Annotated in this window: 26 protein-coding genes; 2 read left to right on the top strand and 24 right to left on the bottom strand. The window is 43.3% G+C overall.

Translation table 11 applies throughout. The features are described 5' to 3' along the window. Positions 1 to 77 precede the first annotated feature (77 nt). Positions 78 to 848 carry a pyrroline-5-carboxylate reductase gene (gene proC / locus G575_RS0104585; protein ID WP_027971672.1) on the top strand — a complete coding sequence of 257 codons (771 nt, stop codon included), beginning with the start codon at positions 78 to 80 and terminating at the stop codon, positions 846 to 848. A 125-nt stretch (positions 849 to 973) separates the two neighbouring features. Here the strand turns inward: proC and G575_RS11145 are convergent, their stop codons facing one another. From G575_RS11145 to G575_RS0104505, 15 genes are all read right to left on the bottom strand, one after another. Beyond that, positions 974 to 1,648: a CPBP family intramembrane glutamic endopeptidase gene (locus G575_RS11145; protein WP_051176916.1), complete on the bottom strand. Its 675-nt coding sequence runs from the start codon at positions 1,646 to 1,648 to the stop codon at positions 974 to 976. A 46-nt stretch (positions 1,649 to 1,694) separates the two neighbouring features. Continuing rightward, on the bottom strand, positions 1,695 to 2,390 hold the full coding sequence (locus tag G575_RS0104575; RefSeq protein ID WP_027971671.1) for an ABC transporter permease: 696 nt from the start codon (positions 2,388 to 2,390) through the stop codon (positions 1,695 to 1,697). Next, positions 2,383 to 3,213 carry an ABC transporter ATP-binding protein gene (locus G575_RS0104570; protein ID WP_027971670.1) on the bottom strand — a complete coding sequence of 277 codons (831 nt, stop codon included), beginning with the start codon at positions 3,211 to 3,213 and terminating at the stop codon, positions 2,383 to 2,385. Before G575_RS0104570 ends, G575_RS0104575 begins: the two co-directional genes overlap by 8 nt. Before the next feature lie 19 nt (positions 3,214 to 3,232). Continuing rightward, entirely contained in the window at positions 3,233 to 3,682 is a 450-nt protein-coding gene (locus G575_RS0104565; RefSeq protein WP_027971669.1) for a hypothetical protein, read from the bottom strand. Between the two features lie 152 nt (positions 3,683 to 3,834). Beyond that, complete coding sequence (locus tag G575_RS0104555; protein WP_027971668.1) at positions 3,835 to 4,053, bottom strand: helix-turn-helix transcriptional regulator; 219 nt, start codon at positions 4,051 to 4,053, stop codon at positions 3,835 to 3,837. An 18-nt stretch (positions 4,054 to 4,071) separates the two neighbouring features. Next, the gene (locus G575_RS0104550; RefSeq protein ID WP_027971667.1) at positions 4,072 to 4,521 is read right to left on the bottom strand and encodes a hypothetical protein; all 450 of its coding nucleotides are present in this window, start codon (positions 4,519 to 4,521) and stop codon (positions 4,072 to 4,074) included. 136 nt (positions 4,522 to 4,657) lie between these two features. Next, on the bottom strand, positions 4,658 to 5,470 hold the full coding sequence (locus tag G575_RS0104545; RefSeq protein WP_027971666.1) for a metal ABC transporter permease: 813 nt from the start codon (positions 5,468 to 5,470) through the stop codon (positions 4,658 to 4,660). After that, the gene (locus tag G575_RS0104540; protein ID WP_027971665.1) at positions 5,460 to 6,170 is read right to left on the bottom strand and encodes a metal ABC transporter ATP-binding protein; all 711 of its coding nucleotides are present in this window, start codon (positions 6,168 to 6,170) and stop codon (positions 5,460 to 5,462) included. Before G575_RS0104540 ends, G575_RS0104545 begins: the two co-directional genes overlap by 11 nt. After that, positions 6,171 to 6,614 (bottom strand): zinc-dependent MarR family transcriptional regulator, encoded by a 444-nt coding sequence (locus G575_RS0104535; protein ID WP_027971664.1) that lies wholly within the window; start codon positions 6,612 to 6,614, stop codon positions 6,171 to 6,173. It lies immediately after the preceding gene. Between the two features lie 56 nt (positions 6,615 to 6,670). Then, on the bottom strand, positions 6,671 to 7,525 hold the full coding sequence (ispE, locus tag G575_RS0104530; RefSeq protein ID WP_027971663.1) for a 4-(cytidine 5'-diphospho)-2-C-methyl-D-erythritol kinase: 855 nt from the start codon (positions 7,523 to 7,525) through the stop codon (positions 6,671 to 6,673). A gap of 217 nt (positions 7,526 to 7,742) precedes the next feature. Continuing rightward, positions 7,743 to 8,459 carry a DUF554 domain-containing protein gene (locus tag G575_RS0104525; RefSeq protein ID WP_027971662.1) on the bottom strand — a complete coding sequence of 239 codons (717 nt, stop codon included), beginning with the start codon at positions 8,457 to 8,459 and terminating at the stop codon, positions 7,743 to 7,745. Positions 8,460 to 8,462: 3 nt separating this feature from the next. Next, a complete protein-coding gene (locus G575_RS0104520) occupies positions 8,463 to 9,209 on the bottom strand; it encodes a 16S rRNA (uracil(1498)-N(3))-methyltransferase (protein ID WP_027971661.1) in 747 nt (248 codons plus the stop codon). A 1-nt stretch (position 9,210) separates the two neighbouring features. Then, positions 9,211 to 10,164: a 50S ribosomal protein L11 methyltransferase gene (gene prmA, locus G575_RS0104515; RefSeq protein ID WP_027971660.1), complete on the bottom strand. Its 954-nt coding sequence runs from the start codon at positions 10,162 to 10,164 to the stop codon at positions 9,211 to 9,213. A gap of 109 nt (positions 10,165 to 10,273) precedes the next feature. After that, a complete protein-coding gene (locus G575_RS0104510; protein ID WP_027971659.1) occupies positions 10,274 to 11,563 on the bottom strand; it encodes a hypothetical protein in 1,290 nt (429 codons plus the stop codon). Between the two features lie 173 nt (positions 11,564 to 11,736). Continuing rightward, positions 11,737 to 12,207, bottom strand: a complete 471-nt coding sequence (locus G575_RS0104505; protein WP_027971658.1) for a DUF3013 family protein — start codon at positions 12,205 to 12,207, stop codon at positions 11,737 to 11,739. Between the two features lie 280 nt (positions 12,208 to 12,487). Between G575_RS0104505 and serS the strand changes: the two genes are divergently transcribed. Beyond that, positions 12,488 to 13,762, top strand: a complete 1,275-nt coding sequence (serS, locus tag G575_RS0104500) for a serine--tRNA ligase (RefSeq protein ID WP_027971657.1) — start codon at positions 12,488 to 12,490, stop codon at positions 13,760 to 13,762. A 168-nt stretch (positions 13,763 to 13,930) separates the two neighbouring features. Here serS and ldcB read toward each other — a convergent pair whose 3' ends face one another. From ldcB to G575_RS0104455, 9 genes are all read right to left on the bottom strand, one after another. Further along, complete coding sequence (ldcB, locus tag G575_RS0104495; protein WP_027971656.1) at positions 13,931 to 14,680, bottom strand: LD-carboxypeptidase LdcB/DacB; 750 nt, start codon at positions 14,678 to 14,680, stop codon at positions 13,931 to 13,933. Between the two features lie 17 nt (positions 14,681 to 14,697). Then, positions 14,698 to 15,336, bottom strand: a complete 639-nt coding sequence (locus tag G575_RS0104490; protein WP_027971655.1) for a hypothetical protein — start codon at positions 15,334 to 15,336, stop codon at positions 14,698 to 14,700. A gap of 3 nt (positions 15,337 to 15,339) precedes the next feature. Further along, positions 15,340 to 16,164 carry an ammonia-dependent NAD(+) synthetase gene (gene nadE / locus G575_RS0104485; protein WP_027971654.1) on the bottom strand — a complete coding sequence of 275 codons (825 nt, stop codon included), beginning with the start codon at positions 16,162 to 16,164 and terminating at the stop codon, positions 15,340 to 15,342. After that, positions 16,161 to 17,618, bottom strand: coding sequence for a nicotinate phosphoribosyltransferase (locus G575_RS0104480; protein ID WP_027971653.1), 1,458 nt, complete (start codon positions 17,616 to 17,618; stop codon positions 16,161 to 16,163). Before G575_RS0104480 ends, nadE begins: the two co-directional genes overlap by 4 nt. A gap of 151 nt (positions 17,619 to 17,769) precedes the next feature. Next, positions 17,770 to 18,684 (bottom strand): thioredoxin-disulfide reductase, encoded by a 915-nt coding sequence (gene trxB, locus G575_RS0104475; RefSeq protein ID WP_027971652.1) that lies wholly within the window; start codon positions 18,682 to 18,684, stop codon positions 17,770 to 17,772. 40 nt (positions 18,685 to 18,724) lie between these two features. Further along, positions 18,725 to 18,949, bottom strand: a complete 225-nt coding sequence (locus G575_RS0104470) for a DUF4059 family protein (RefSeq protein ID WP_027971651.1) — start codon at positions 18,947 to 18,949, stop codon at positions 18,725 to 18,727. Positions 18,950 to 19,082: 133 nt separating this feature from the next. Then, entirely contained in the window at positions 19,083 to 19,826 is a 744-nt protein-coding gene (locus G575_RS0104465; protein WP_027971650.1) for an amino acid ABC transporter ATP-binding protein, read from the bottom strand. After that, a complete protein-coding gene (locus G575_RS0104460; RefSeq protein ID WP_425423300.1) occupies positions 19,826 to 20,716 on the bottom strand; it encodes an amino acid ABC transporter permease in 891 nt (296 codons plus the stop codon). Before G575_RS0104460 ends, G575_RS0104465 begins: the two co-directional genes overlap by 1 nt. 285 nt (positions 20,717 to 21,001) lie before the next feature. Next, positions 21,002 to 22,345, bottom strand: a complete 1,344-nt coding sequence (locus tag G575_RS0104455) for a DEAD/DEAH box helicase (RefSeq protein WP_027971648.1) — start codon at positions 22,343 to 22,345, stop codon at positions 21,002 to 21,004. Between the last annotated feature and the right edge of the window lie 56 nt (positions 22,346 to 22,401).

Genomic DNA, 22,401 nt, shown 5'->3' with positions numbered 1-22,401 from the left:
TTTAGAAAGGAAGGTTCGGTTTGTCACTCTCAACCGAACATGGGACGAGATTTCAGAAGTCCCTTTGTACTTCAACTATGAAAATTGGATTCATCGGTGTCGGAAAAATGGCTTCTGCTATTATTACCGGGCTAAAAAAAACAGAGCACAAACTCTTCATTTCAGGCTCTTCCCTAACACGAACCAAGGAAATTGCGGATCAACTCAATCTCCATTATGCAACTTCTCATCAAGAATTAATTGAGACTGTTGACCTTATCATCCTAGGTATCAAACCCCAACTTTTTGAGACAGTCCTGTCGGAATTGACTTTCAAACAGCCAGTTCTATCTATGGCAGCAGGCATCACTTTGGAACGCTTAGCCCATTTAGTTGGTAGAGACTTGCCACTCATCCGTATCATGCCTAATATCAACGCTCAAATACTATCCAGCACAACAGCTATTACCTTTAACGCTAATGTTTCCCCTGATTTGGCTAAAAACTGTAAGGCTATCTGTGAAAGTTTGGGGTCGACTTTTGAGATTGCGGAAAAAGATTTTGATACCTTTACAGCACTGGCAGGTTCTAGCCCTGCTTACATCGCTCTGTTTATCGAAGCTTTAGCTAAAGCTGGTGTCAAAAACGGCATGCCTAAAAACCTAGCTTTAGCCATTATCAATCAAACTGTCCAAGCTACCGCTCAAAACCTTCTTACCAGCAAAGACAGTCCAAGTGATTTGATTGATAAAATTTGTAGTCCTGGGGGCACCACCATTGCTGGCCTTATGGAGCTTGAAAAAGAAGGACTGACCCCAGCCCTCTGCTCTGCCATTGACAAAACCATTGAGAAAGCTAAAACGCTTTAAAATAGCACAATCTCAGATTCTATGTACAAAAAAGAGGAATCCCCTACCATAAGGAGATTCCTTTTTGTTATCAAAGGGTAGCTCTAGAAAATCTTTTCACTTTCCCTAAAAAAGACATTAACGTTTTATCTTTGAGACATCATCACAAAAAATGCAATGCCATTGTGGAGCATGTGTAGGAAGATACTATATTCCAAACGTTTGCCAAAATAAGCCACCAGAGAGAATACCGCCCCCATGCCAATATACTGGACAGCTGCTCCTACAGTGTTAGGATGGTGTGCCAAACCAAACAAAATTGCCCCGATGACATAACCTATCCAGCGCCATTTTTCTGAAAAAATAGCCGGAAGAAAACCACGAAAGATGACTTCCTCGATAACTGGTGCTCCAATGACAGTCATGGTAAAGAGAAGGGCTATTGGTAACAGAGAGACCAACTCATTAATGGCTTGCTGATTACTAGAGATCAGCTCATCTCCCAAAGCAAAGGAAATCAAGGCACCTATAAATCCAACCATATAGGTAGCTATCTCTCCAACCGATAAGGTCAAGGCCAACATTTTAAAACTCAACTTTTCCTTGATGTTGACAAATTTCCAGTAAATGGCTAACGCCAGTGCTGTCACTATCAGCAGAAGATAAATCCCTATGCTGATACTGGTTTGAGCCAAGGTCAAAGAAGCCCCTTGATTTTCCTTCAAAAAGAGGAGGGCTGGTAGTTGTACATATTGACTGGCATAGTAGAATCCTATTGCCAAGAGACCAAATACTGATGTTCTAAAAAATGTGTTGTTCACAATTCTCTCCCTATTTTATTTTTCGATTATCCTAAAAATCGGTCAATCAATTTTTGACCTGTTTTTTCTTGGTCACATACAAGGTCGTAACCGCAGCAAGCACCAACCAAAGCAGTAAGACTAAAAAACTCTTGTCAGTCAATTGGTAATCTGAACCAGTCTTGTCCCAAGCACTGTAAGCACCCATGAAGCTGTAGCTAGTCAGTTTTGCCATGCCTTCACTAGTCCTTGACATCATAGGAAGTAGCATCCCCATCATCATGATAGGCATAGCGACGATGGAAGCCTTGGCTTGCGTATCACAAGCTAGCGCTACAGCCATATAAAGAAGGACAAGGACAAGGCCTGTCACAATATTGACGCCCAAATAAGCAGGCCAATTACGGATACTAATTCCTAAGGCAAATGGCAGAGCGAGTAGGTAAATGGAGATAAGGCTAAGAGGTATGATAAGACTAGAAGTGATATACTCCCAAACCTTAACACCTGATAGGATTAAAGTTTGCTGATTATGTTTTTCAGCTTCTTCAGAAACTAAGGTCGGCAAGATATAGCCAATCATAATTGGAATCATGGGTAATACCAAACTAAAAATCATCTCAGATGCACCCATCATATCTTTAAACATGAAGCTATAGAGAGCAATGATGATAACTGGCATAAACAGCATAAGTGCAGATTGTTTATTGGCAAGAAGAATCTCCTTGCGACTCCAAAGTAAGGCTGATAGGCGTCTAAACATTCAAACTTCCTCCTGTTAGGGTAATAAAGATATCTTCCAATGTGGGTTCACATGAATGAAGTGTCTCGATTTGTGAGGGGTCAAGCTGTGCGAGTTCGTCATACGATATCTCTACGGACTTACCATCAATACTGTTGACTCTCACTTTTTTATCGGTGTAATACTTACGAATCAACTCCGCTGGGCTTCCTGTCTCTACAAGCTTTCCTTTGTGAAGCAAAGCCAAGTGGTCACATAAAAGCGTTGCTTCGTGCATATCATGGGTCGTTAGAAAGATGGTTGTTCCCTTTTCTTTCAAATCGATGAGCAATTGGTGAATGACACGTGATGTTGAAGGATCAAGCCCACTAGTCGGCTCATCTAAAAAAAGAACTTTCGGAGCATTGAGCAGAGCACGCGCCAGAAGCATCCGCTGCTTCATCCCTGTAGACAATTTTTCAGCTAGTTTATCTTTAGCCTCATAAATGCCGACAGCTTTCAAAAGATCGTCAATACGCTCATTAGAAACACCGTGCCATTTAGCGTAAACTTGCATGTTTTTATAAAGCGACAGCTTATCATAGAAGCCACTGGTGTCACTGACAATCCCAATCTGAGCTAAATCTTTGGCATCTAGTTCTCGTGCCGCCTTGCCAAAAACTTCCGCCGAACCACTGTCTGCTAACAGCTGACCTGTCAGGATATTGATCGTGGTCGTTTTACCAGATCCAGATGGGCCTAAAAAGCCAAAAATCTGTCCCTGTCCAATCTCGAATGAAATATCATCAAGGGCTGTCTGTGTCCCAAAAGTTTTGGTTAGTTGTGTCACTTTAATAAGAGTCATATTTTCTCCTTACATTTGCTTAAATCAATTTATTCAATATCACAGTGATGAACACTCTCCCAATAAGGATGGTATAGAGCAAGGTAATCATCAAGGTTAGATAAGGCAGTTTGATCTGCCAGAAGGCATATAGACTAATGAGTGCGACTAGTAAGATTACTACTAAAGTCAGTGTTAGCTGTAAACTTAGCCCTCGAATCTGTTTTTGCCGCTCATCATAATAGGTGACATAATAGCGATTGAAGGCTTTGTCCTGACTCGTTAATACCAGAAAGTAGAGACTTCCGGCCATCAGAGCAATCGCCATTCCAAAAAGAAATCCTGAGCCGAAGTCTGTCATGTCTCCATATTGTCCAAAATAGATACTTACCGCACCTAAGCCAGCAGATATGAGGGCATTAAAGCGTAGAGATTTTCTTAAAGCGGTTTTAGATTTTTTCTGACCAAAAGATTGTAAGGTATTAAGCATATAAGTTCCCCCTTCTCCGTCTCATCCAATCTGTAACCCTTTGAATCACTGAAATCGCAAAGAAGCCTATAGACAAAACAACACGGATTTTATGCAAAAATCGTTTTATCATAGATAAAGGAATGGCTTGGGGTATAATCTCTAAGCATGTCTTACTCTTTTTCACGACCTTCTCCTACCGTTTCAAATATAAAAACTTCTTCTATGGTCTTGCCAAAAAATTTAGCAATTTTATAAGCCAATTCCAAAGAAGCATTGTAGCGTCCTTTTTCCAATGAAATAATGGTTTGTCTTGTGACTTCCATTTGATCTGCTAACTCCGCCTGACTCAGTTTCTGAGCCTTACGCAGCTCTTGAATCCTTGTCTCCATCGTGACACATCCTTTCCATTACAGCTGGTGTTGGTAGTACCACTTTGTCACAAGGTAAGCCATTAACCCAAAGAGAGCAAAAGCTAAAAAAGCTAGAGTGAGCAAGCCTGTTTGCTCATTTGTCAGACTGTCTGAGAAATAACCAATCACAAGACCTGCAATAAAGAGATAGGTGTAGGATATCACGTGAACAAGCTTACGGTAAGCCATATTTTCAACCGCTAGATTACGCTCATCATTACGCGCTATCAGATACCGTCTACGATAAGCACTGTCATATAGAAGGCGTGTGGACGGATAGACCTCTGTTGCTACCATCAAGGTAAACACCCCGCCAGTAATCCACCACTCAATCGTGCTAAAGTCTCTCTGACTAGCAAGCCAGAAAAATATAGCCACTAAAATGAGAAAGGCTAAGAGAGTCTCCTTCGATTTTTTGATAATCTTATCTTCAGTGAGTTTTTTCATTGCTTCAACTCCTTTTGTCAAGTTCACTTTACAAATAAAGTATAGCTTGCTTTACAAAAAATGTCAAGCTCATTTTACAAAAAATATATTTTTTTAATGGCAAAAGAAAAAAGCTATCCGAAGATAGCTCAACATTTTACTCTTTAACTAAGGCATTCACGACATTTGTCAGTAAAAAGAGGCTAATAAAGATCATGGTAATAGTAGCACTAGCTGGCGTCTCCCAATAATAGGACAGAAAAATGCCAGACACCATTCCAATGAAGCCTATGATGACACCAATACCAATAACTGATCGAAAATTATCCCCCAAACGCATAGCAATAGCTGCTGGTAGTACCATGATTGTCGATACTAAAAGAGCTCCTGCTGCTGGAATCGTCAAAGAAATGGCCAAGCCTGTTACCAGGTTAAAGAGAACAGACATGAGGCCTACTGGTAGCCCATCAACGAAAGCTGTGTCTTCATCAAAGGTCAGGACATACATAGGACGGATAAAAAGAGCCGTTAATAACAGAACCAAAGCTGCTATCACAAAGAGTGAAATGACTTGGCTGGGACTGATAGTAATAATAGAGCCAAAAAGATATTGCTCTAGACTAACGCCTGATCGGGCATTAGATTTACTCATCAAAATCAGAGAGAGAGCTAGTCCCATTGACATCAAGATGGCGGTCGAAATCTCCATATAATGGCGATAAACCGTTCGGAGATACTCTAAGACAAGCGCTGCCACTGACACCACTAAAATCGTCGTCCAAGTAGGGTTTACCCCCATAATAACTCCAAGAGCTACCCCCGTCAGAGAAACGTGACTCAGCGTATCAGACATGAGACTTTGGCGACGCAAGATGAGAAAGATTCCCAAAATCGGAGCAAAAAGAGAAATGGCTACCGCAGCCAATAAAGCACGTTGCATAAAATCATAAGCTAAAATCTCAGTGAACATGTGTTTCTCCTTCCTCATCAGCCTCATGGACATTAAAACAACGCCACGGTAAATCATGATTTCGAACCAAGTGAATGTTGCGATCTGTGTAATCGCGCACTTCTTCAGGGTCATGGGTAATCATCAAGACAGACTTGCCATGCTTGTGAGCACTGTGATGCATCAGTTCATAGAAGGTCTTTGCTGTGCCAGCATCCATGCCGGTAGTCGGTTCATCAAGGACAAAAATATCTGGATCACTGGCAAACATGCGAGCAATAACAACCCTTTGCTTTTGACCTCCTGACAAAGCACCTAAACGCTTGTGACGATTTTCCCACATTCCTACAGCTTCAAGACTCACCTTAATGTGCTCTTCATCATGCTGGTTGAGCCTTCGAAACCATCCTCTTCTTGGATAACGGCCTGAGCGGACAAACTCATAGACCGTAGAAGGAAAGCCTGCATTAAAACTAGCTATTTGCTGTGGCAAATAAGCAATACGCAATTTTTTACCATCTTTATTGGTTTTAGACAAGGTGACTTGACCCACTTTAGGCTTTAAAACACCTAGCGTTGCTTTGATAAGGGTGGACTTTGCTGCACCATTTTCACCGGTCAAGGTGACAAACTCTCCACTATCTAGATGATAAGAAACACCCTCTAAGACAGGTTCATTATCATACTGAAAGGTCAGATTTTCAACTGTGATGTAACGCATTTATTTCTCCAACTCTCGTTCAAAAGCTGCCACAAATCGGCTAATAATAGCCTTTTCGCTGGTCGAAAATTCTTCCAATACTTGTTCGTAAACTGCAAGTGTTTTGACATGATGGTGATGATGTTCTTCTGCAATCGGATGAGCCTGCTCCGTCAAAGTCAAATGCAAACTTCTGCCATCTTCTGTCTTTTTACTGCTTTCCAATAGCCCTTTTTGAATCAATCCTTTAACAGCCTTAGTGACTGCCGCCTGACTGACCTTGAGACGCTTAGCAAGATCAGTATTGGTTAAATTTTCCTGTGATAAAAGCATGAGAATGTGCTCTTGTGTGTTGGTTAGTTGAATAGGGCTCTGACAAGAACCGATCAAAAGCTCATTATGATTTTCTGCTTTCAGCAAGATTTTTGATACTAAGGTATCAATTTCTTTTGCAAGTATTTTCATACGACCTCCTTTGTTAACTGGTTAATTATAGCACAAAGAAAAAACAAGGGCAAGAATCACCCCTGCAAAATTCTAACCTTGTAGACTTCCTTACAAAAGCCTTTCATGCTATTGACCACACGATCTGCACGTTTTTCCGTAGCACAAAGGGCAAAAACTGTCGGCCCTGATCCAGTCATCAAAGCCACATCAGCACCCGCCTTAATCATACGATCCTTTATTTTTTGAATAAATGGCTTGCGCTTAATAGTCACATCCTCTAGAGAATTGCCCATGTACTTAACCACACGGGCATAATCTTTAGATAGCAGAGCCTCTTTCAAAGAGCTTATGTTTACCCGTGAAATCGTTTCGGGATCAATTTCTGGGAAAATCGTCCGCGTGGAAATCCCAAAATGCGGCTTGACCAAAACCACCCAAGAAGATAGGCAAGTATCTAGTCGCTCCACAAGCTCTCCCTTACCCGTAATCAGCGAACAGCCTGCCTCTAGACAATAAGGGACATCACTGCCTATTTTAAAACCAATCTCAATCATGTCCTCACGACTCATGTTGAGATTCCATAGCTGATTGAGCCCACGAATGGTAGCCGCAGCGTCACTAGATCCTCCTCCTAAACCAGCGCAAATTGGAATGGACTTTTGCAAATTAATCTCGACACCTGTCGTAATGCCATATTTTTCCTTGATTAGAAGGGCTGCCTTGTAGACATCGTTTTTTTCATTATGTGGCATCTTAGGACTATCAGATGTCATGATAATCCGATCCATCTCCAATGATTTTAAGATGACGTAGTCGTTTAAATCAACGCTCACCATAATCATTGCCAATTCGTGGAAACCATCTGGACGTTTGCCCATAACATCAAGTCCTAAGTTAATCTTAGCTGGTGCTTTCTCAATGATTTCCATCTTACTTCCCTTCTGAAAATGATTTTTTCTTATTATAGCACAAAACTGGACAAGCTCCTAGCTTTCTCATCATCTATAAACTTTAAGCAGTCATTCCACATGCTAGCCATCTCCGTAACCTCCCTACTTTCTGGTTTATAAGCGACTCCTCATCAAAAAGCGAACAAGACCTTGTTACCTCGTCACCCAAGTAACAGCTTGCTCACGTTCTAATTTCTTATGCAAAATAGCTCCAAATCACTGCAATGAGAATGGCTGGTAGCATATTGGCGACGCGAATCTTTCTGTCCCAAATGATATTGACTCCGACGCAGAAGATGAGGACAGAGCCGATAAAGGAAAGGTTGGCAAGGGCTTGGGTCGTCATCAGAGGCTCAATCAGGCGGGCTAAGAAGGTAATCAATCCTTGAAACAGAAAGACGGGTACTGCTGAAAAGCCTGCTCCCTTACCCAAGCTGACTGTCATGATAAAAATAATAATAAAGTCCAGAATACTCTTAATGGCCAAAAGGCTATAATCTCCCGTCAGACCATCCTGTATAGAGCCAATAATGGCCATGGCACCGATACAGACAGTCAGAGAGGCAGTCAAAAAGGCATCTAAAAACTGAGAGTCTTGACCATTGCCCGACTTTTCCCGTAACCAAATGCCCAATCGTTCAAACCAGCCTTCAATATGCAGGACTTCGCCCAGAAAGGTCCCAAAGGCTAGACTCAGCACAAAGAGCATAGTGTTCTGGGTGACCAGTTGACCATTTTCTACTCTTAAAAGGCCTGTCAGCGTTCCTGAAATCCCTAAAAAGAGAATGGCAACACCGCTAGCTAGCGTTAGTCCAGACTGATGACGAGGTTGCAAGAGATGACCGAACCAAGCACCCAAGAGACCGCCCAATGCAACCGCCACTGTATTGATAATCGTTCCTAAAGCAAACATAGACTACCTCAACAATTCCGTTGCGTAGCTAATGGCAGAAAGAGCATAGAGTGGAGCCGTTTCTGCTCGGAGGATGCGAGGACCAAGGCCTGTTTTGACCGCCCCTGCTTCTTCAAATGCGGCTACTTCCTCAGGCGACACACCACCTTCTGGACCGATGATAACCAGAACTGATTGACCAGCTTCTAAGCCAGACAAGATTTTTACTAGATTGGCTTGCTCGCCTTCTTTGGCGGATTCTTCGTAGGCTAAGATAATCTGGTCAAAATCTGCCAGCTGAGCTAGGAAATCCGATTTTTTCTCGAACAAGCGAATTACTGGAATGCGATTTCGTTTGCTTTGCTCGGCTGCTCCTTGGGCGATTTTTTCTAGCTTCTCTGCCTTTTTAGCTAGTTTTTTGCCGTCCCATTTGACCACTGACCAGTCCGCTGGAAAGGCCCAGAGGGCTGTCATGCCTAATTCCGTTGCCTTTTGGGCGACAAATTCGAGCTTATCTCCCTTGGGAAAGCCCATGGCAATGGTAACGGAGACAGGTAATTCGACATTGTCTGCCAATTCTTCGATGATTTCAACAGATTGGTTCTGGCTGTCTACTACCCGTGCCAAGCGTTTAATCCCGTCGTCAAAGACTAGGACAATCTGTTCATCTGCCTGCAATCGCATGACAGAAAACATATGCTTGGCGGTGTCCTTATCGCTAATCTGGAACACGCCCTGCGGTGCTCTGCCATTGACAAAATACTGCTGCATCTTAGCCTCCAATCACACCTGAGCGGTCAGCCGTCTTCTTAAAGACGCAGCAATTCCACTCGCCCTGGATCATGTGGGTCTCAAGGAAGAAGCCAGCCGCTTCCGCAGATGCTCGCACCATGTCCCACTTATCCGCGATGATGCCGCTCATAATCAGGTAGCCTTGGTCCTTGACCAGACGGTAGGCATCCTCGGTCAGATGGATGAGAATGTCCGCCAAGATGTTGGCAACGATGACTTCCGCTTCAATGTCAACACCACGTAAAAGGTCACCTGCTGCGACATGAATGTTGCTAGTATTGGCGTTGAGGTCGATATTTTCCTGAGCTACACGCACCGCCACCTCGTCCAGATCATAGGCAAAAATCTCCTTGGCTCCGAGAAGCGAGCTAGCAATGGAGAGAACCCCAGAACCCGTGCCGACATCGATGACGGTCTCACCTCCACGCAAGACCTGAGAAAGAGCAAAAAGGCTCATCTTGGTGGTCGGGTGAGTGCCCGTGCCAAAGGCCATGCCAGGATCCAGCTTGATGATTTTTTCACCTGCCGTCGGCTCATAGTCCGTCCAAGACGGCACAATGGTCAAATCGTGGGTAATGCGAGCTGGCTCATAGTATTTCTTCCAATTGTCCGCCCAGTCTTCCTCTGCCAATTCCTGACTTTCTAGGCTGACCCGACCCGTTTCCAAGCCAAAGCCTGTCAAATCCGCCAAGCGAGTAGCCAAATCTGCCTTGATTTCCTCAATATCCAAAGTGTCAGGATAGTAGGCCGTAATCGCAATCATGTCTGACTGCTCCACCTCGGGATAGAGTTCACCGAAACGGTCCTCCTGTCCCACATAGTCAGCCGAGTCGCTAATCGCCACCCCCTGACTGCCCGTTTCAATCATTAGATTTGAAACTGCTTCTTCTGCATCACGATGTACGTGAATCGTTAATTCTTGCCATGAGTTCATATTTGTTTCCTTTCCTCCTATCTCAATGTTCCAATAAGACTCCCCTTTACTCCAAGCCCCTCTACCTTTTCAAAAAAACTAGCAATTAAATTGCCCATAACTCAGTTGCCTAATAAAGCGACTTGCTCACCACCAAGGAGTTTGGCTTTTCGTATTCTTCATCTAGGTAGGCTTGATAAGTGCCCGGAGCAATAAATCCCTTAGGACTGAGAATATCGGTGCCAGCTTGTCCGACAATCGAATCCGCCAATAAGACACAGTTGGTCGATAAGACAAAGTAGGATTTGAATTTGGACTTTGTAAACTTATAGAGTTTGCCATCCGTTTCATGCTTGATGCGATAAGCATAGCTGTAATCGCTACTGCCATCAGCAGCCGTTACTTTTTCGTCACTTGGTTCCCAAGGAATCAATAAATCTTCAATCTCAGCAAGTCTTGTCTGCACCGCTTTTTCCATATCCTCTGTAAGATCAATCCCATATCCAAAAAGAGTTTTCTGGCTGACACGCTTACAAAGTGAAATGTATTTGTCCCTATCACACGTATAGAGCACCCCATCACCAATCATGCCAAAAAAACGTTCAGAAGTTGGGTCATAATTGCCAAAAGAAATGACTCGCCCATTATAGCAGAGATCGACATGCCCGATAGCAGAAAAAAGCGATGTCTCCGCGGTGTGAATGAATAGCTCAAGCTCCGCTGTCTTACCAGATTTCACTTGATTATAGGCCTCTTCTGCACTCTCTTCCGCATTTTCTTGGAGAAATTTATTAACCTTTGCGAGAGTAGTTGCTGGGACAAGAGCAGTCAGAAAAATCGGCAAGGTCACTCGAACACGGCGTTTTAATTTATTTTGCGACAGGTCGGCTTCAAAGAAAATACCGTCCCGCAACCGCGTTATCCCTAGGGAGATCAAGTACCAGCCTAACAAGAAAAGCTCAAAATCGGCTGCGTTGTGAAAGGGTGATAAGCTATATAAACCAAACCAACCAATCCATAGCCCGTCAAAAAGATAGCGACCACGTGGTTTAATGCCGTTTTTCCGATAAAGATACCAAGTGACCAGATGAACAAAAGCAATAAAAATCTGATAAAAGGCTATGGCAAATACAAAGAGATAGACCGTTGTATTTTCTAACCATAGACTATTCGACAAAATAACAGATAAGATGATTTTTGCCCAAGTCACCCAGAGGTTTTCTCTGAGAGCCTTTGGACGAAACCAGCGACTAAAGAGGGACCATATTGCTGAGAAAAACACGTAAGTAAAGAAGAGCTGATAACCTAGACGTGGCACCATATGCCCATACAGTACAAGCGCCAAACCCAAAAGAATATCAAGCAAACCATTTCGAATGGCCTGCCAACCAGTTTTTCCTAGACTAGATAGTTTCGTCACAACAATATGTCTCCTGTTTTTTTGATTTATTATAACACAAAATCCTCTTTTATCGGAGCTTTTATTCTAGGTCTATTCTAAGCTCTTGATACGGACTGCTCGTAAAAAATAAAAAGCAACTAACCCATTGGTTAGCCACTTTGTGCATTCAATTAGTGACACCTGTCTTTGAGTCAATACCTCGGATAAGGGTAAAAGTCTGTCTCAACCACTTCTGCTCTGCCATTTTCAAACGCTTCATCGTCCCAGGTCAAGCCAAAGTCAATCGCTGTCTCATCAGTCAAAAAGTCCATGAGATCACTAAGACCTTCTGTGGCAACGTCATTGAGTTGACCAGCAAAATAAGCTAGAAACTCACGCGACATCCCTTTTTTCGGGTCGTAAGGAATGGCAACCAGGTAATCCTCCGCATCAAAACGGGATTTTTCAGGATGGTAAAAGAGCACATAGTCTTCAAAGGCCACATCTTCGCTAGACACTTCGCCATTAGCATCAATGGTTTCAACCCCCGATTGATTTTGCGCTTCAAGGACAATGGTCACTTCGACTGCGTGATTTTTCTTATCCCAGTCCATAGCAAAGTCGCAAGACAATGCCTTTTCCAATTCTTCTTCTAACACCGATAAAAAGCCAAATTTAGCCATAAAACACCTCTTTTTCTTGATAATTTATTTTACCATAATTTTTCATTTTACATTTGGAAAGCAATACTGTATAATAGTCCCAACGGATAAGTAGTTTGTTTTCTCTTTTCAGAAAGTCTGCGGTTGCTGCGAGCAGATATGGGGCTCAAATGAAATTCTACCGTTATTAAAACTTTTATAATTTGTAATTAAGCGCACTCTCGTGAAGTTGGATGGAACCGTGCATCATGCACTCCAACACTTGACGGGAGTGTTTTATTTTTTCAAAAGGAGACGATCAATGCTAGATATTAAACGCTTACGTACAGAATTCGATGCCTTGGCTGCCAAATTGGCGACACGTGGGGTAGCTGCCGAGACACTGACCGAGCTTAAAGAGCTCGATGAAAAACGCCGTCAACTCTTGGTCAAAGCTGAAACAGCCAAAGCAGAGCGCAACTTAGCTTCTGAGGCGATTGCACAAGCTAAGCGCAATAAAGAAGATGCTAGTGACCAAATCGCTGCTATGCAGACCCTGTCTGCTGATATCAAAGCCATCGATGCCGAATTGGCTGCTATCGATGACAAAGTGCAAGCTATCATCCAAGTCCTTCCAAATACGCCACATGATTCTGTTCCTGTTGGTGCCGACGAAGAAGAAAACGTGGAAGTTCGTCGCTGGGGCACACCTCGTGAATTCACTTTCGAGCCAAAAGCTCACTGGGATTTGGGCGAAGACCTAGATATTCTGGACTGGGAACGTGGCGCAAAAGTAACTGGAGCCCGCTTCCTCTTCTACAAAAACTTGGGTGCCCGCTTGGAACGTGCCCTCTACAACTTCATGTTGGACGAGCATATCGCAGAAGGCTACCAAGAAATCATCACACCTTACATGGTCAACCATGACTCTATGTTTGGTACAGGACAATATCCGAAATTCAAGGAAGATACTTTTGAGTTGGCTGATACCAACTTCGTCCTCATCCCAACTGCGGAAGTGCCATTGACTAACTACTACCGCAACGAGATTTTGGAAGAAAAAGACCTGCCAATCTACTTCACAGCCATGAGTCCATCTTTCCGTTCTGAAGCTGGTTCTGCTGGTCGTGATACCCGTGGTCTAATCCGCCTCCACCAATTCCACAAGGTTGAAATGGTCAAATTTGCCACACCGAAGCAATCTTATGATGAATTGGAAAAAATGACCGCAAATGCAGAAAATATCCTTCAAAAATTAGGCTTGCCATACCGCGTGTTAGCCCTCTGTACAGGAGATATGGGCTTCTCAGCTGCTAAGACCTATGACTTGGAAGTCTGGATTCCTGCCCAAAATGCCTACCGTGAAATCTCCAGCTGTTCAAACACAGAAGATTTCCAAGCTCGCCGTGCCCAAATCCGCTACCGCGATGCTGCTGACGGCAAGGTTAAATTGCTCCACACCCTCAACGGCTCTGGCCTAGCAGTAGGTCGTACGGTTGCGGCAATCCTTGAAAACTACCAAAACGAGGACGGCTCTGTGACCATTCCAGAAGTTCTCCGTCCATACATGGGTGGGGTTGATGTGATTAAGCCGTAATAAACAGGCTGGGTAAAAACTTAAAAATTCCCCCTCCGATTAAAATTTTAACAAGCAAAAACAGCTTAGAATTACCCTTTCTGATAAGGCAATTCTAAGCTGTTTTCTATTTTAAGACTTTTTATCAAGACTCTTTATGAGTTAATAACAACTGGTTAAGGCTAGAACTCAGTAACCTCCACCTGGTAAACCAAAGTATTCCTCTAAGGTTAAGCCAGATTGGTAAATGTCTGTCGCCTCCAGACCAATATAACGAATATGCCAACTCTCTGCCATATAGCCTGTACTAGACTCTTTGCCTGGAAGATAGCGCACAATAAACCCATAGTAATGGGCATTTTGAGCTAGCCAAGCAGTGGCAGTGGTCTCTGTCAGTAATTGCCCATTGCCATCCAATAAATCAAAAGCTAGACCAGTTTGATGTTCGCTATAACCTGGACGCGCAGAATAGCGATCCGCCTCAGCTTGACCATCCCTAGCAACATAATTGTTGTAAAGGCCTGCTTGTGTCTCATAAGACCTAAAACCGCTATAAGAATTGCTGACTGAAAAACCTTGCGTTTGCATATCTGACACCAGTACCTGAAAAGCTTCCAGTGCCGTTAGATCTTCTCCTGGAGCGTAATTCATGGCTACAGGGTGTTTTTTATTCACGATAATCACATCACCATATTTGCCTTGAACACTGTAGTATAGGCCATTGTAAGTGGCAGTTGTCGATGTTGCGACAGTATGGTCTACCTCTGTCGTATTCTCAGACCGCTCACTGGATATTTGAGCGGTTGTATTTTTTGCTTCACTGCTACTGCTGGTTACCTGACTCCTTATTGATTGAGAGGTGTTATCAGTATTTTGAGATTTTCCGCAAGCCACTAACAGTAGACTCGCACACAAAAGATAAGCCAATAATCGTTTCACACCATATTCCTCCTCAATTAAAATCGTAAACAGTACGGACGGCGAGGTTCTAGCACTAAACCATATTTTTCTTGGACAAAACTTCTAAAACTAGCCAGCTGCACCGGAACAACTTGTTTTTGATGAAAGGCATAACGCCTTGCACTTTGTTCGGATAAAAATAGGGTAATATAAGCCTTCCCATCTATCTCTTGTACTTCAAAGTCAAAACTAGCTGTTTGAGGACTCAATATCGGTGAACCTAGATAATAAACCGTCGCCTGTTTCATCCGCTCAAAGGTTTCCTCTGGACTTAACTGTTCTTTAATACAGGTTAACAAGAGACAAAAAGTTTCAATAGGCCCTGCTATTTTACAAAGTTCCTCTCTCTCAAGGGCATAATCTCCAAGGGCAAAGCCGTAAAGCTGTAAGATTTCTCGCTTCTCTTTGAGAAGAAAATCAATCACTCTAGCAAGGGGAAAAGTCTTGGCAGGTCGCTGATGAATCTGTATTTGTTGAGCTAGGCTCTTAGGAGATAAACACACCACAATGTGATTTCCCCACGGTTTGCCTTGGTCGTCAACTAAAACAGCAACTTCACGGTCTAAATGTTCAAAAATATCAAGCCTATCAAGTGTGATAAGGGGCAGGGCTTGTGACAAAGTAGCTTCCTCCATCCTTTATTTCCAAAACTCATCAAAAATAGTGATTGGTAAGTGGCGCTTGTGCTCTGTCTTGTGCCACCAAGCTTCAATAGTCGCCTTATCCTCATCTGAAACAGGCTTGCCTTCCAAATAGTCATCAATCGCTTGATAAGTCACGCCTAAAGCCACCTCATCTGCTAGACCAGGGCGGTCTTCTTCCAAATCTGCGATTGGAACTTTCTCATAGAGGGCTTTGTCAGCACCAAGCTCTGCTAAGAGTTGACGCCCTTGACGCTTGTTAAGGCGGAAAAGAGGGAGAATATCTGCTCCGCCATCCCCAAACTTAGTAAAGAATCCGGTGATGTTTTCTGCAGCGTGATCTGTGCCAATAACAGCTCCGCTATAGTGCCCTGCTATGGCATACTGGCTAATCATGCGTTGACGGGACTTGATATTTCCCTTATTAAAATCTGAAATCTCTAGGCCTGCTTTAGCTAATGCAGCCACCTGCCCATCAACTGCTTCTTTGATATTGACCGTGAGGCTGATATCTGGTTGGATGAAAGCAAGTGCCTTTTGAGCGTCAGCTTCGTCTGCCTGAGTGCCATAAGGTAAGCGAACTGCGATAAATTGATAGCTCTCATCTCCTGTTTCCTGACGGAGCTCTGCCATTGCTAGCTGTGCCAAACGCCCAGCTAGCGTCGAGTCCTGACCGCCTGAAATACCTAGAACGTAGGTCTTAAGAAAAGGGTGCTTTATCATGTATTGCTTAAGAAAGTCAATCGATAAGCGGATTTCTTCTTGCGGATCAATGCTTGGTTTGACCCCTAATTCCTTGATAATGTTAGCTTGTAGGCTCATGATAATTCTCCATTTTTAGCTTTTTGACGCATCTTATCAATCAGTTCCATCTTATTGTCCCAAACCTCTTGCGCCAAATCAACAGGGTATTCTTGTGGATTGAGCACGCGCTTATACTCATCCCAAAGGGCATCAAGCACAAACTTGGCATAGGCTTTGATTTCAGGGAGTGTTGGGAGTTTGTAAACCAAACGGCCATCTTTAAAAACATCGATTAAGAGTGGCACTGCATCAAAATTTTTCACCGTCTTATTGATGTAAGTATAGGTTGGATGAAACATGAAAATCTCATCCATACCATTGACATCTGCCCCATCAAAGGTAATGTAGTCTCCTTCTGACTTGCCTTTTTCACGACTGGTAATCCGCCAAACCTGCTTTTTACCCGGGGTAGAAACTTTCTCTGCGTTATTTGAGAGCTTGATTGTATCAATCATCTGCCCTTTATCGTCTTCTATGGAGACGATTTTATAGACAGCTCCCAGCGCGGGCTGGTCATAGGCTGTGATGAGTTTGGTTCCAACTCCCCAAACATCAATCTTAGCTTTTTGCATTTTAAGGTTAAGAATGGTATTTTCATCTAAGTCATTTGACGCATAGATTTTAGCCTCTGTAAAGCCTGCTTCATCCAGTTGTTTACGCACTTGCTTGGAGAGATAAGCCATATCTCCTGAGTCCAATCGAACCCCTTTAAAGTTAATCTGGTCTCCAAATTCTTTTGCCACACGAATGGCTGCAGGAACGCCTATTTTTAAGGTGTCGTAGGTGTCAACTAGGAAAACACAATCCTTGTGAGTGCTGGCATAGGCTTTAAACGCTTCGTAGTCATTGCCATAGGTCTGCACCAAAGCATGGGCATGAGTACCAGAAACGGGAATGTCGAAAATTTTGCCTGCACGAACGTTAGAAGTCGCATCTGCGCCTCCGATAACGGCCGCACGGGTTCCCCAGATGGCAGCATCCATTTCTTGAGCGCGGCGCGTGCCAAACTCCAACAAAGGCTCATCCTCAATAACAGACTTGATGCGAGCAGCCTTGGTAGCAATCAGGGTCTGAAAGTTAACGATATTGAGAATGGCTGTCTCAACCAGTTGGCATTGGGCCAGTGGTCCTTCGATTTGTACGATTGGCTCATTGGCAAACACCAAGTCCCCTTCACGAGCTGAGCGCACAGATAAGGTTAACTTGAAATCTTTCAAATAGTTCAAAAAGTCTTCTGGGTAGCCTTCCTGGCGCAGATAAGCCAAGTCATTCTCCGTAAAGCGTAGATTTTCCAAGTAGCGAACAATCCGTTCCAAACCTGCAAAAACAGCAAAGCCGTTTTCAAAAGGCAACTTACGAAAATACACCTCAAAAACGGCATGCTTATTATGAATGCCTTGATTAAAATACACCTGCATCATGTTAATTTGATACAAATCGGTATGTAAGGTTAAACTGTCGTCTTGATACATGCTATCTCTCCCAATTTTTCTTGTGACTATTATAACATAAATCCCGTTATTCTGATTGAATAATAAAAATCCATGACATCTCATTCATGGATTTTTGTTTGAGGTGACTTCCCTTATCTGAAACGACACCTCTGCTATTAACTTCCCTTACTTAGTCATGTTCTACAATATACTGGTAAGCCTGTTGTCCTGCCATAGCGCCATCTCCGACAGCTGTTGTAATCTGGCGTAAGTCTTTTTGACGGACATCACCAATGGCAAATATACCATCAACAGCTGTTCTCATGTGATGATCTGTTGGAATCCAGCCATCCTCATCCGTAATCCCTAAATCTTTGACAAAATCTGAAACCGGATCAAGGCCAACATAGATAAAGACACCTCCAAAGTCATGAGTGGTCACTTGACCTGTCTTGACATTTTCAATATCAACACGACGCACCTTAAGATCATCACCCTTGATTTCTTTCACCACAGAATCCCAAATAAAGGAAATTTTTTCATTTTTAAAAGCACGGTCTTGGAGAACTTTTTGAGCACGCAACTCATCCCTGCGGTGCACAATGGTCACGCTAGAAGCAAATCGGGTTAAAAAGAGAGCCTCTTCAACCGCCGAATCCCCTCCGCCAACAACCAACAACTCTTGACCACGGAAAAACGCACCATCACAAACCGCACAATAGGAAACACCGCGACTATTGTATTCAAACTCTCCAGGCACTCCAATATGGCGGTGCTTAGCACCTGTGGCAATGATAACTGTCTTGGTTTGGTATTCTTCGTCGTCTGTTTTGACAATCTTATAATCGCCTTTATCTTCTATCCCAGTCACAATGCCGTACAGGTTTTCTACACCCAATTTTTCAAGCGGCTCAAACATTTTCATGGATAATTCTGGTCCAGAAATCAGCTCAAAGCCTGGGTAATTTTCAATATCCGAGGTATTATTCATCTGTCCACCTGGAGCACCTTGCTCTAGCGTTGCCACTTTGAGGTTACTACGTGCTGCATAAAGCGCAGCAGTCATACCAGCTGGACCTGCTCCAATAACAATTGTATCGTACATAATCATTCCTTCTATTTTTTATAAAAGCTCCGCTATTTTCCTAAGCCTCAAGCATTAAAAGAATAGCTATAACAGCAAAAGAAAGCAAGGGAGTGGTAATCAAGAAAATGAGGAGAGCCTCATAGAGTCTCGTTTGGCGCTCTTCCCTAGTTTTATCAAGTCGACGACTAGCCCGAAAAATGAGCCAGACAAATAAGCCAACGAAAGTGACCAAGGCAGAAACTGTCAAACCTGTTAAATAGAAACGGTAAATAGTTGCAAGCATAACTAAGCTATAGAGCTTGGTGAGTCTGATGATGTCACATCCCAAGTCTCATTCGTCTACCTTTAGGGCAAACGATCCTTTCAAAAAGATTGAAAAAGGAACTAGCGTTCCTTTTAAAGATAAGTCTATTATATCAAATGACCGTCTTTTTGTAATTAGCAAAGAACTCTTTTGTCCGTTCTTCTTTTGGATCATGGAAAATCTGAGAAGGTGTTCCTTCTTCCAAGATCTTGCCCTTTTCCAAAAAGAGAACCCGATCTGCCACTTCATAGACAAAGCCCATATCATGACTCACTAAAATCATTGTTTGTCCTGCCTCGGCAGCAGCTTCAATAGCTTTTTCGACCTCTCCCACCAGCTCTGGATCAAGAGCTGAAGTCGGCTCATCAAGCAGAAGCACATCAGGCTTCATGGCAAGTGCACGAGCAATGGCCACCCGTTGCTTTTGCCCTCCCGATAAGTGTCTTGGGTAGTGATTTTCACGATCTGATAGCCCCACTTTTGCCAACTCTTCCTTGGCAATCGCTGTCGCTTCTGCATCAGACATTTTTTTGACAATTTTCAAGCCTTCCTTGACATTATCAAGAGCAGTGCGACGCTCAAAAAGATTGAACTGTTGAAAAACCATCGCCAATTTGCGACGCAGAATCAGCACTTCTTCTTTTTTGATGTCTGTAAAATCAACGGAAAAGTCATCAATGGCTAAGCGCCCTGAATCAGCCTCTTCAAGATAATTCAAGGAACGTAAAAAAGTTGATTTCCCCGCACCAGATGCTCCTACAAGTGCAATCACTTCACCTTTTTTAATCGAAAGATTAAGGTTATCTAGGACCTTCTGTCCTGAAAATTCTTTACTCAGATTTGAAATTGTAATCATTATCGATCACCTCCCACTGGTAGCGACTGAAGTTCTGGCGTTTTGATAGCAAGATTATTTTCCACACGGCGACCAAAGCGCTCAATCAAAATACTAAGAGACCAGTAAATCAGAGACACCGCCACATAGCGCTCAAAATAGCGGTAATCATTTCCTGAACTAATCTTAGCCTGATTGAAAATTTCAGTAATACCAGCGTTATAAGCTAGGGAAGTTCCCTTGGTTAATCCAATCAAAGAATTAATCAAGGTAGGCGTTGCAATGACAGCAGCATTTGGAATAATCACTCGGCGATAGACCTGTATTTCTGTCATCCCAAGACTACGAGCCGCTTCAATTTCACCAGCGTTAACTGATTGGATGGCTGCACGAATCGTTTCACTAGCATAGGCCGCTTCATTAAAGGCAAAAGCTGTGATGACAAATACCGCAGCTGGCACATTGTCTACATTGAGCTCTAAGCCATAAACCGCATTGATTTCACGCAACAACATCGGAATCCCATAGTAGCTAAGCAATAGTTGCACCAAGATTGGTGTCCCTCGTAAAAAACTAACCGCTACCGATTGTATTTGATAAAGAACCGGCACACGCTTGATTTTCACAATAGCAAAAACAAGCCCTAATACGAGGCCAAAAAAAGCGCCTACTAGAGTTAGACCAACCGTTGTTGGTAATTTCCCTAAAATGTCAGGTACCGCATCAAAAATTGCTCGTGGTGAAAACCGCTTGCCTGTAGGAATCTGTTGAACCCATTTCCCATACTCATCCGCAATCCAAACTGCAAAATCCTGATACCATAAACGATAAAAAAGCAAAATGGCCATCAGTGCAAGTGCCACTAATATCCATTTCCTGTACTGCTGCCACATTTTTGTTATTGAAGCCACTGCTGTCTCCTCATTCTCTCATTCACTACTTTTTATTGTAACACGCTAGCTAGTCAGGTGTAAAATACTTGCTACGTCATCATGATAGGTCTTACCTATCTCTCTAATAAGCTAAAACTATAGCATAAAATTAGCGCAGAAACTTGTCGTCTAAAAAACCATCAATCATACCGTTCAACTGCCAAACAGCTGATTGCAACTGGAATTAAACCCTCATCAGCTCTTGTACCAACAGATTAGGCAAAAACGTAGAGGCCAGGAACCCTGTCCCAGCCTCTGCTCACCTTAGAAGCTTTGTCGCTTGGCCTTACGATCAGCACGGCCTTTGGCACGCGCCTCTGCACGACGTTCTTTCTTACGTTTTTCGTCAACCGCCCACTGGATTTTCTTCTTGTAGCCAGGCTTGACTTTTTTCTTTTTCTTTTTGACTAGACCAATCATCTCAGTGTCTAATTTCTTATAAGACTTTTCGCGATTGGCACGGCGGTCACGGTCGTAGGTATCTTGAATCTCCCCATCCTTGACTATTTTCGGTACAAAGGCCACGCCCAACTTCTCAAGCTCTCTGATGTCCGAGTCATCACTTGGCTGATAGAGGGTAATAGCTGTACCCGGGAGACCGTTGCGACCCGTACGTCCCACACGGTGCACAAAGAAGGACAAGTCTTGAGGGATGGCATCATTGATCACGTGACTGACCCCTTCAATGTCAATCCCACGCGCCGCTAAATCTGTGGCGACAATATACTCGTAGTCCAGATGTTTCACCTGACTCATGATACGCTTACGCTCACGTGGCGGGATACCGCCATGAATTTTGGCTACCTTAAGCCCATTAGCCACCAGGTAAGCATGCAAGTCATCCGCACGTTCCTTGGTATTGACAAAAATCATAGCCAGATAAGGTCTTAAACACTTTGCCAACTCCAGAATCTGAGCATTCTTATCGCGACCCTTGGTAGAAATCAACCAGTTATCGATGGTATCAGCTATCACTGTTGACGTCTTGATTTTCTCCATGACAGGATTTGTCAGGTATTTTTTAAGGAAAGGTTGCAACTTCTGTGGAATGGTTGCTGAAAAGACTAAGATTTGCACGTCTTTTGGAAGGGAACTAGCAATCTTATCCACCGTCTCCAAAAAGCCCATGTCCATCGTCATATCTGCCTCATCCACCACAAACGTATGCGCCTTGTGAATGGCAAGATCCCCTGATTTCACCAAATCATAGACACGTCCTGGTGTTCCGATAACAATGTGAGGCTGCGCTACTTTTAGCTTTTCAATTTGGCGAAGCTTATCTGTTCCACCCACGTAATTGGCCACACGAATTTCCGTCTCAGACTTATCAGCAATCTGCTTAGTCGCTTGGTAAATCTGCGTTGCCAATTCCCTCGAAGGTGCTGTGATAACGACTTGCACGTCCTTGCCTGTCTCGTCTAATTTCTCAAAAATCGGCAAGAGAAAGGTATGCGTCTTACCCGAACCAGTCTTTGACTCTCCGACCAAATCACGACCTGAACGCACAACAGGTATCAACTTTTGCTGAACATCCGTCGGCTGGACAAACTTAATCTCATCAAGCGCTTCCTGAATGTAGGTTTTAAAATTAAAATCTTTAAATGACATGTTAGTTACTTCGTTTCTATTCTTAATCTTATCTATTATAGCACAAAAATCAGCGG

It is taken from the genome of Streptococcus plurextorum DSM 22810 (assembly GCF_000423745.1).
GTDB classification, from domain to species: Bacteria; Bacillota; Bacilli; order Lactobacillales; family Streptococcaceae; genus Streptococcus; species Streptococcus plurextorum.
The sequence above is the reverse complement of the archived record's forward strand: the minus strand, read 5'-3'. Positions and strand labels throughout refer to the sequence as shown.

Coding starts and splice junctions, on each gene's coding strand:
- proC (WP_027971672.1), top strand. CDS start 78: ATGAAAATTGGATTCATCGGTGTCGGAAAAATGGCTTCTGCTATTATT.
- G575_RS0104575 (WP_027971671.1), bottom strand. CDS start 2,390: ATGTTTAGACGCCTATCAGCCTTACTTTGGAGTCGCAAGGAGATTCTT.
- G575_RS0104570 (WP_027971670.1), bottom strand. CDS start 3,213: ATGACTCTTATTAAAGTGACACAACTAACCAAAACTTTTGGGACACAG.
- G575_RS0104565 (WP_027971669.1), bottom strand. CDS start 3,682: ATGCTTAATACCTTACAATCTTTTGGTCAGAAAAAATCTAAAACCGCT.
- G575_RS0104555 (WP_027971668.1), bottom strand. CDS start 4,053: ATGGAGACAAGGATTCAAGAGCTGCGTAAGGCTCAGAAACTGAGTCAG.
- G575_RS0104550 (WP_027971667.1), bottom strand. CDS start 4,521: ATGAAAAAACTCACTGAAGATAAGATTATCAAAAAATCGAAGGAGACT.
- G575_RS0104545 (WP_027971666.1), bottom strand. CDS start 5,470: ATGTTCACTGAGATTTTAGCTTATGATTTTATGCAACGTGCTTTATTG.
- G575_RS0104540 (WP_027971665.1), bottom strand. CDS start 6,170: ATGCGTTACATCACAGTTGAAAATCTGACCTTTCAGTATGATAATGAA.
- G575_RS0104535 (WP_027971664.1), bottom strand. CDS start 6,614: ATGAAAATACTTGCAAAAGAAATTGATACCTTAGTATCAAAAATCTTG.
- ispE (WP_027971663.1), bottom strand. CDS start 7,525: ATGGAAATCATTGAGAAAGCACCAGCTAAGATTAACTTAGGACTTGAT.
- G575_RS0104525 (WP_027971662.1), bottom strand. CDS start 8,459: ATGTTTGCTTTAGGAACGATTATCAATACAGTGGCGGTTGCATTGGGC.
- G575_RS0104520 (WP_027971661.1), bottom strand. CDS start 9,209: ATGCAGCAGTATTTTGTCAATGGCAGAGCACCGCAGGGCGTGTTCCAG.
- prmA (WP_027971660.1), bottom strand. CDS start 10,164: ATGAACTCATGGCAAGAATTAACGATTCACGTACATCGTGATGCAGAA.
- G575_RS0104505 (WP_027971658.1), bottom strand. CDS start 12,207: ATGGCTAAATTTGGCTTTTTATCGGTGTTAGAAGAAGAATTGGAAAAG.
- serS (WP_027971657.1), top strand. CDS start 12,488: ATGCTAGATATTAAACGCTTACGTACAGAATTCGATGCCTTGGCTGCC.
- G575_RS0104490 (WP_027971655.1), bottom strand. CDS start 15,336: ATGGAGGAAGCTACTTTGTCACAAGCCCTGCCCCTTATCACACTTGAT.
- nadE (WP_027971654.1), bottom strand. CDS start 16,164: ATGAGCCTACAAGCTAACATTATCAAGGAATTAGGGGTCAAACCAAGC.
- G575_RS0104480 (WP_027971653.1), bottom strand. CDS start 17,618: ATGTATCAAGACGACAGTTTAACCTTACATACCGATTTGTATCAAATT.
- trxB (WP_027971652.1), bottom strand. CDS start 18,684: ATGTACGATACAATTGTTATTGGAGCAGGTCCAGCTGGTATGACTGCT.
- G575_RS0104470 (WP_027971651.1), bottom strand. CDS start 18,949: ATGCTTGCAACTATTTACCGTTTCTATTTAACAGGTTTGACAGTTTCT.
- G575_RS0104465 (WP_027971650.1), bottom strand. CDS start 19,826: ATGATTACAATTTCAAATCTGAGTAAAGAATTTTCAGGACAGAAGGTC.
- G575_RS0104455 (WP_027971648.1), bottom strand. CDS start 22,345: ATGTCATTTAAAGATTTTAATTTTAAAACCTACATTCAGGAAGCGCTT.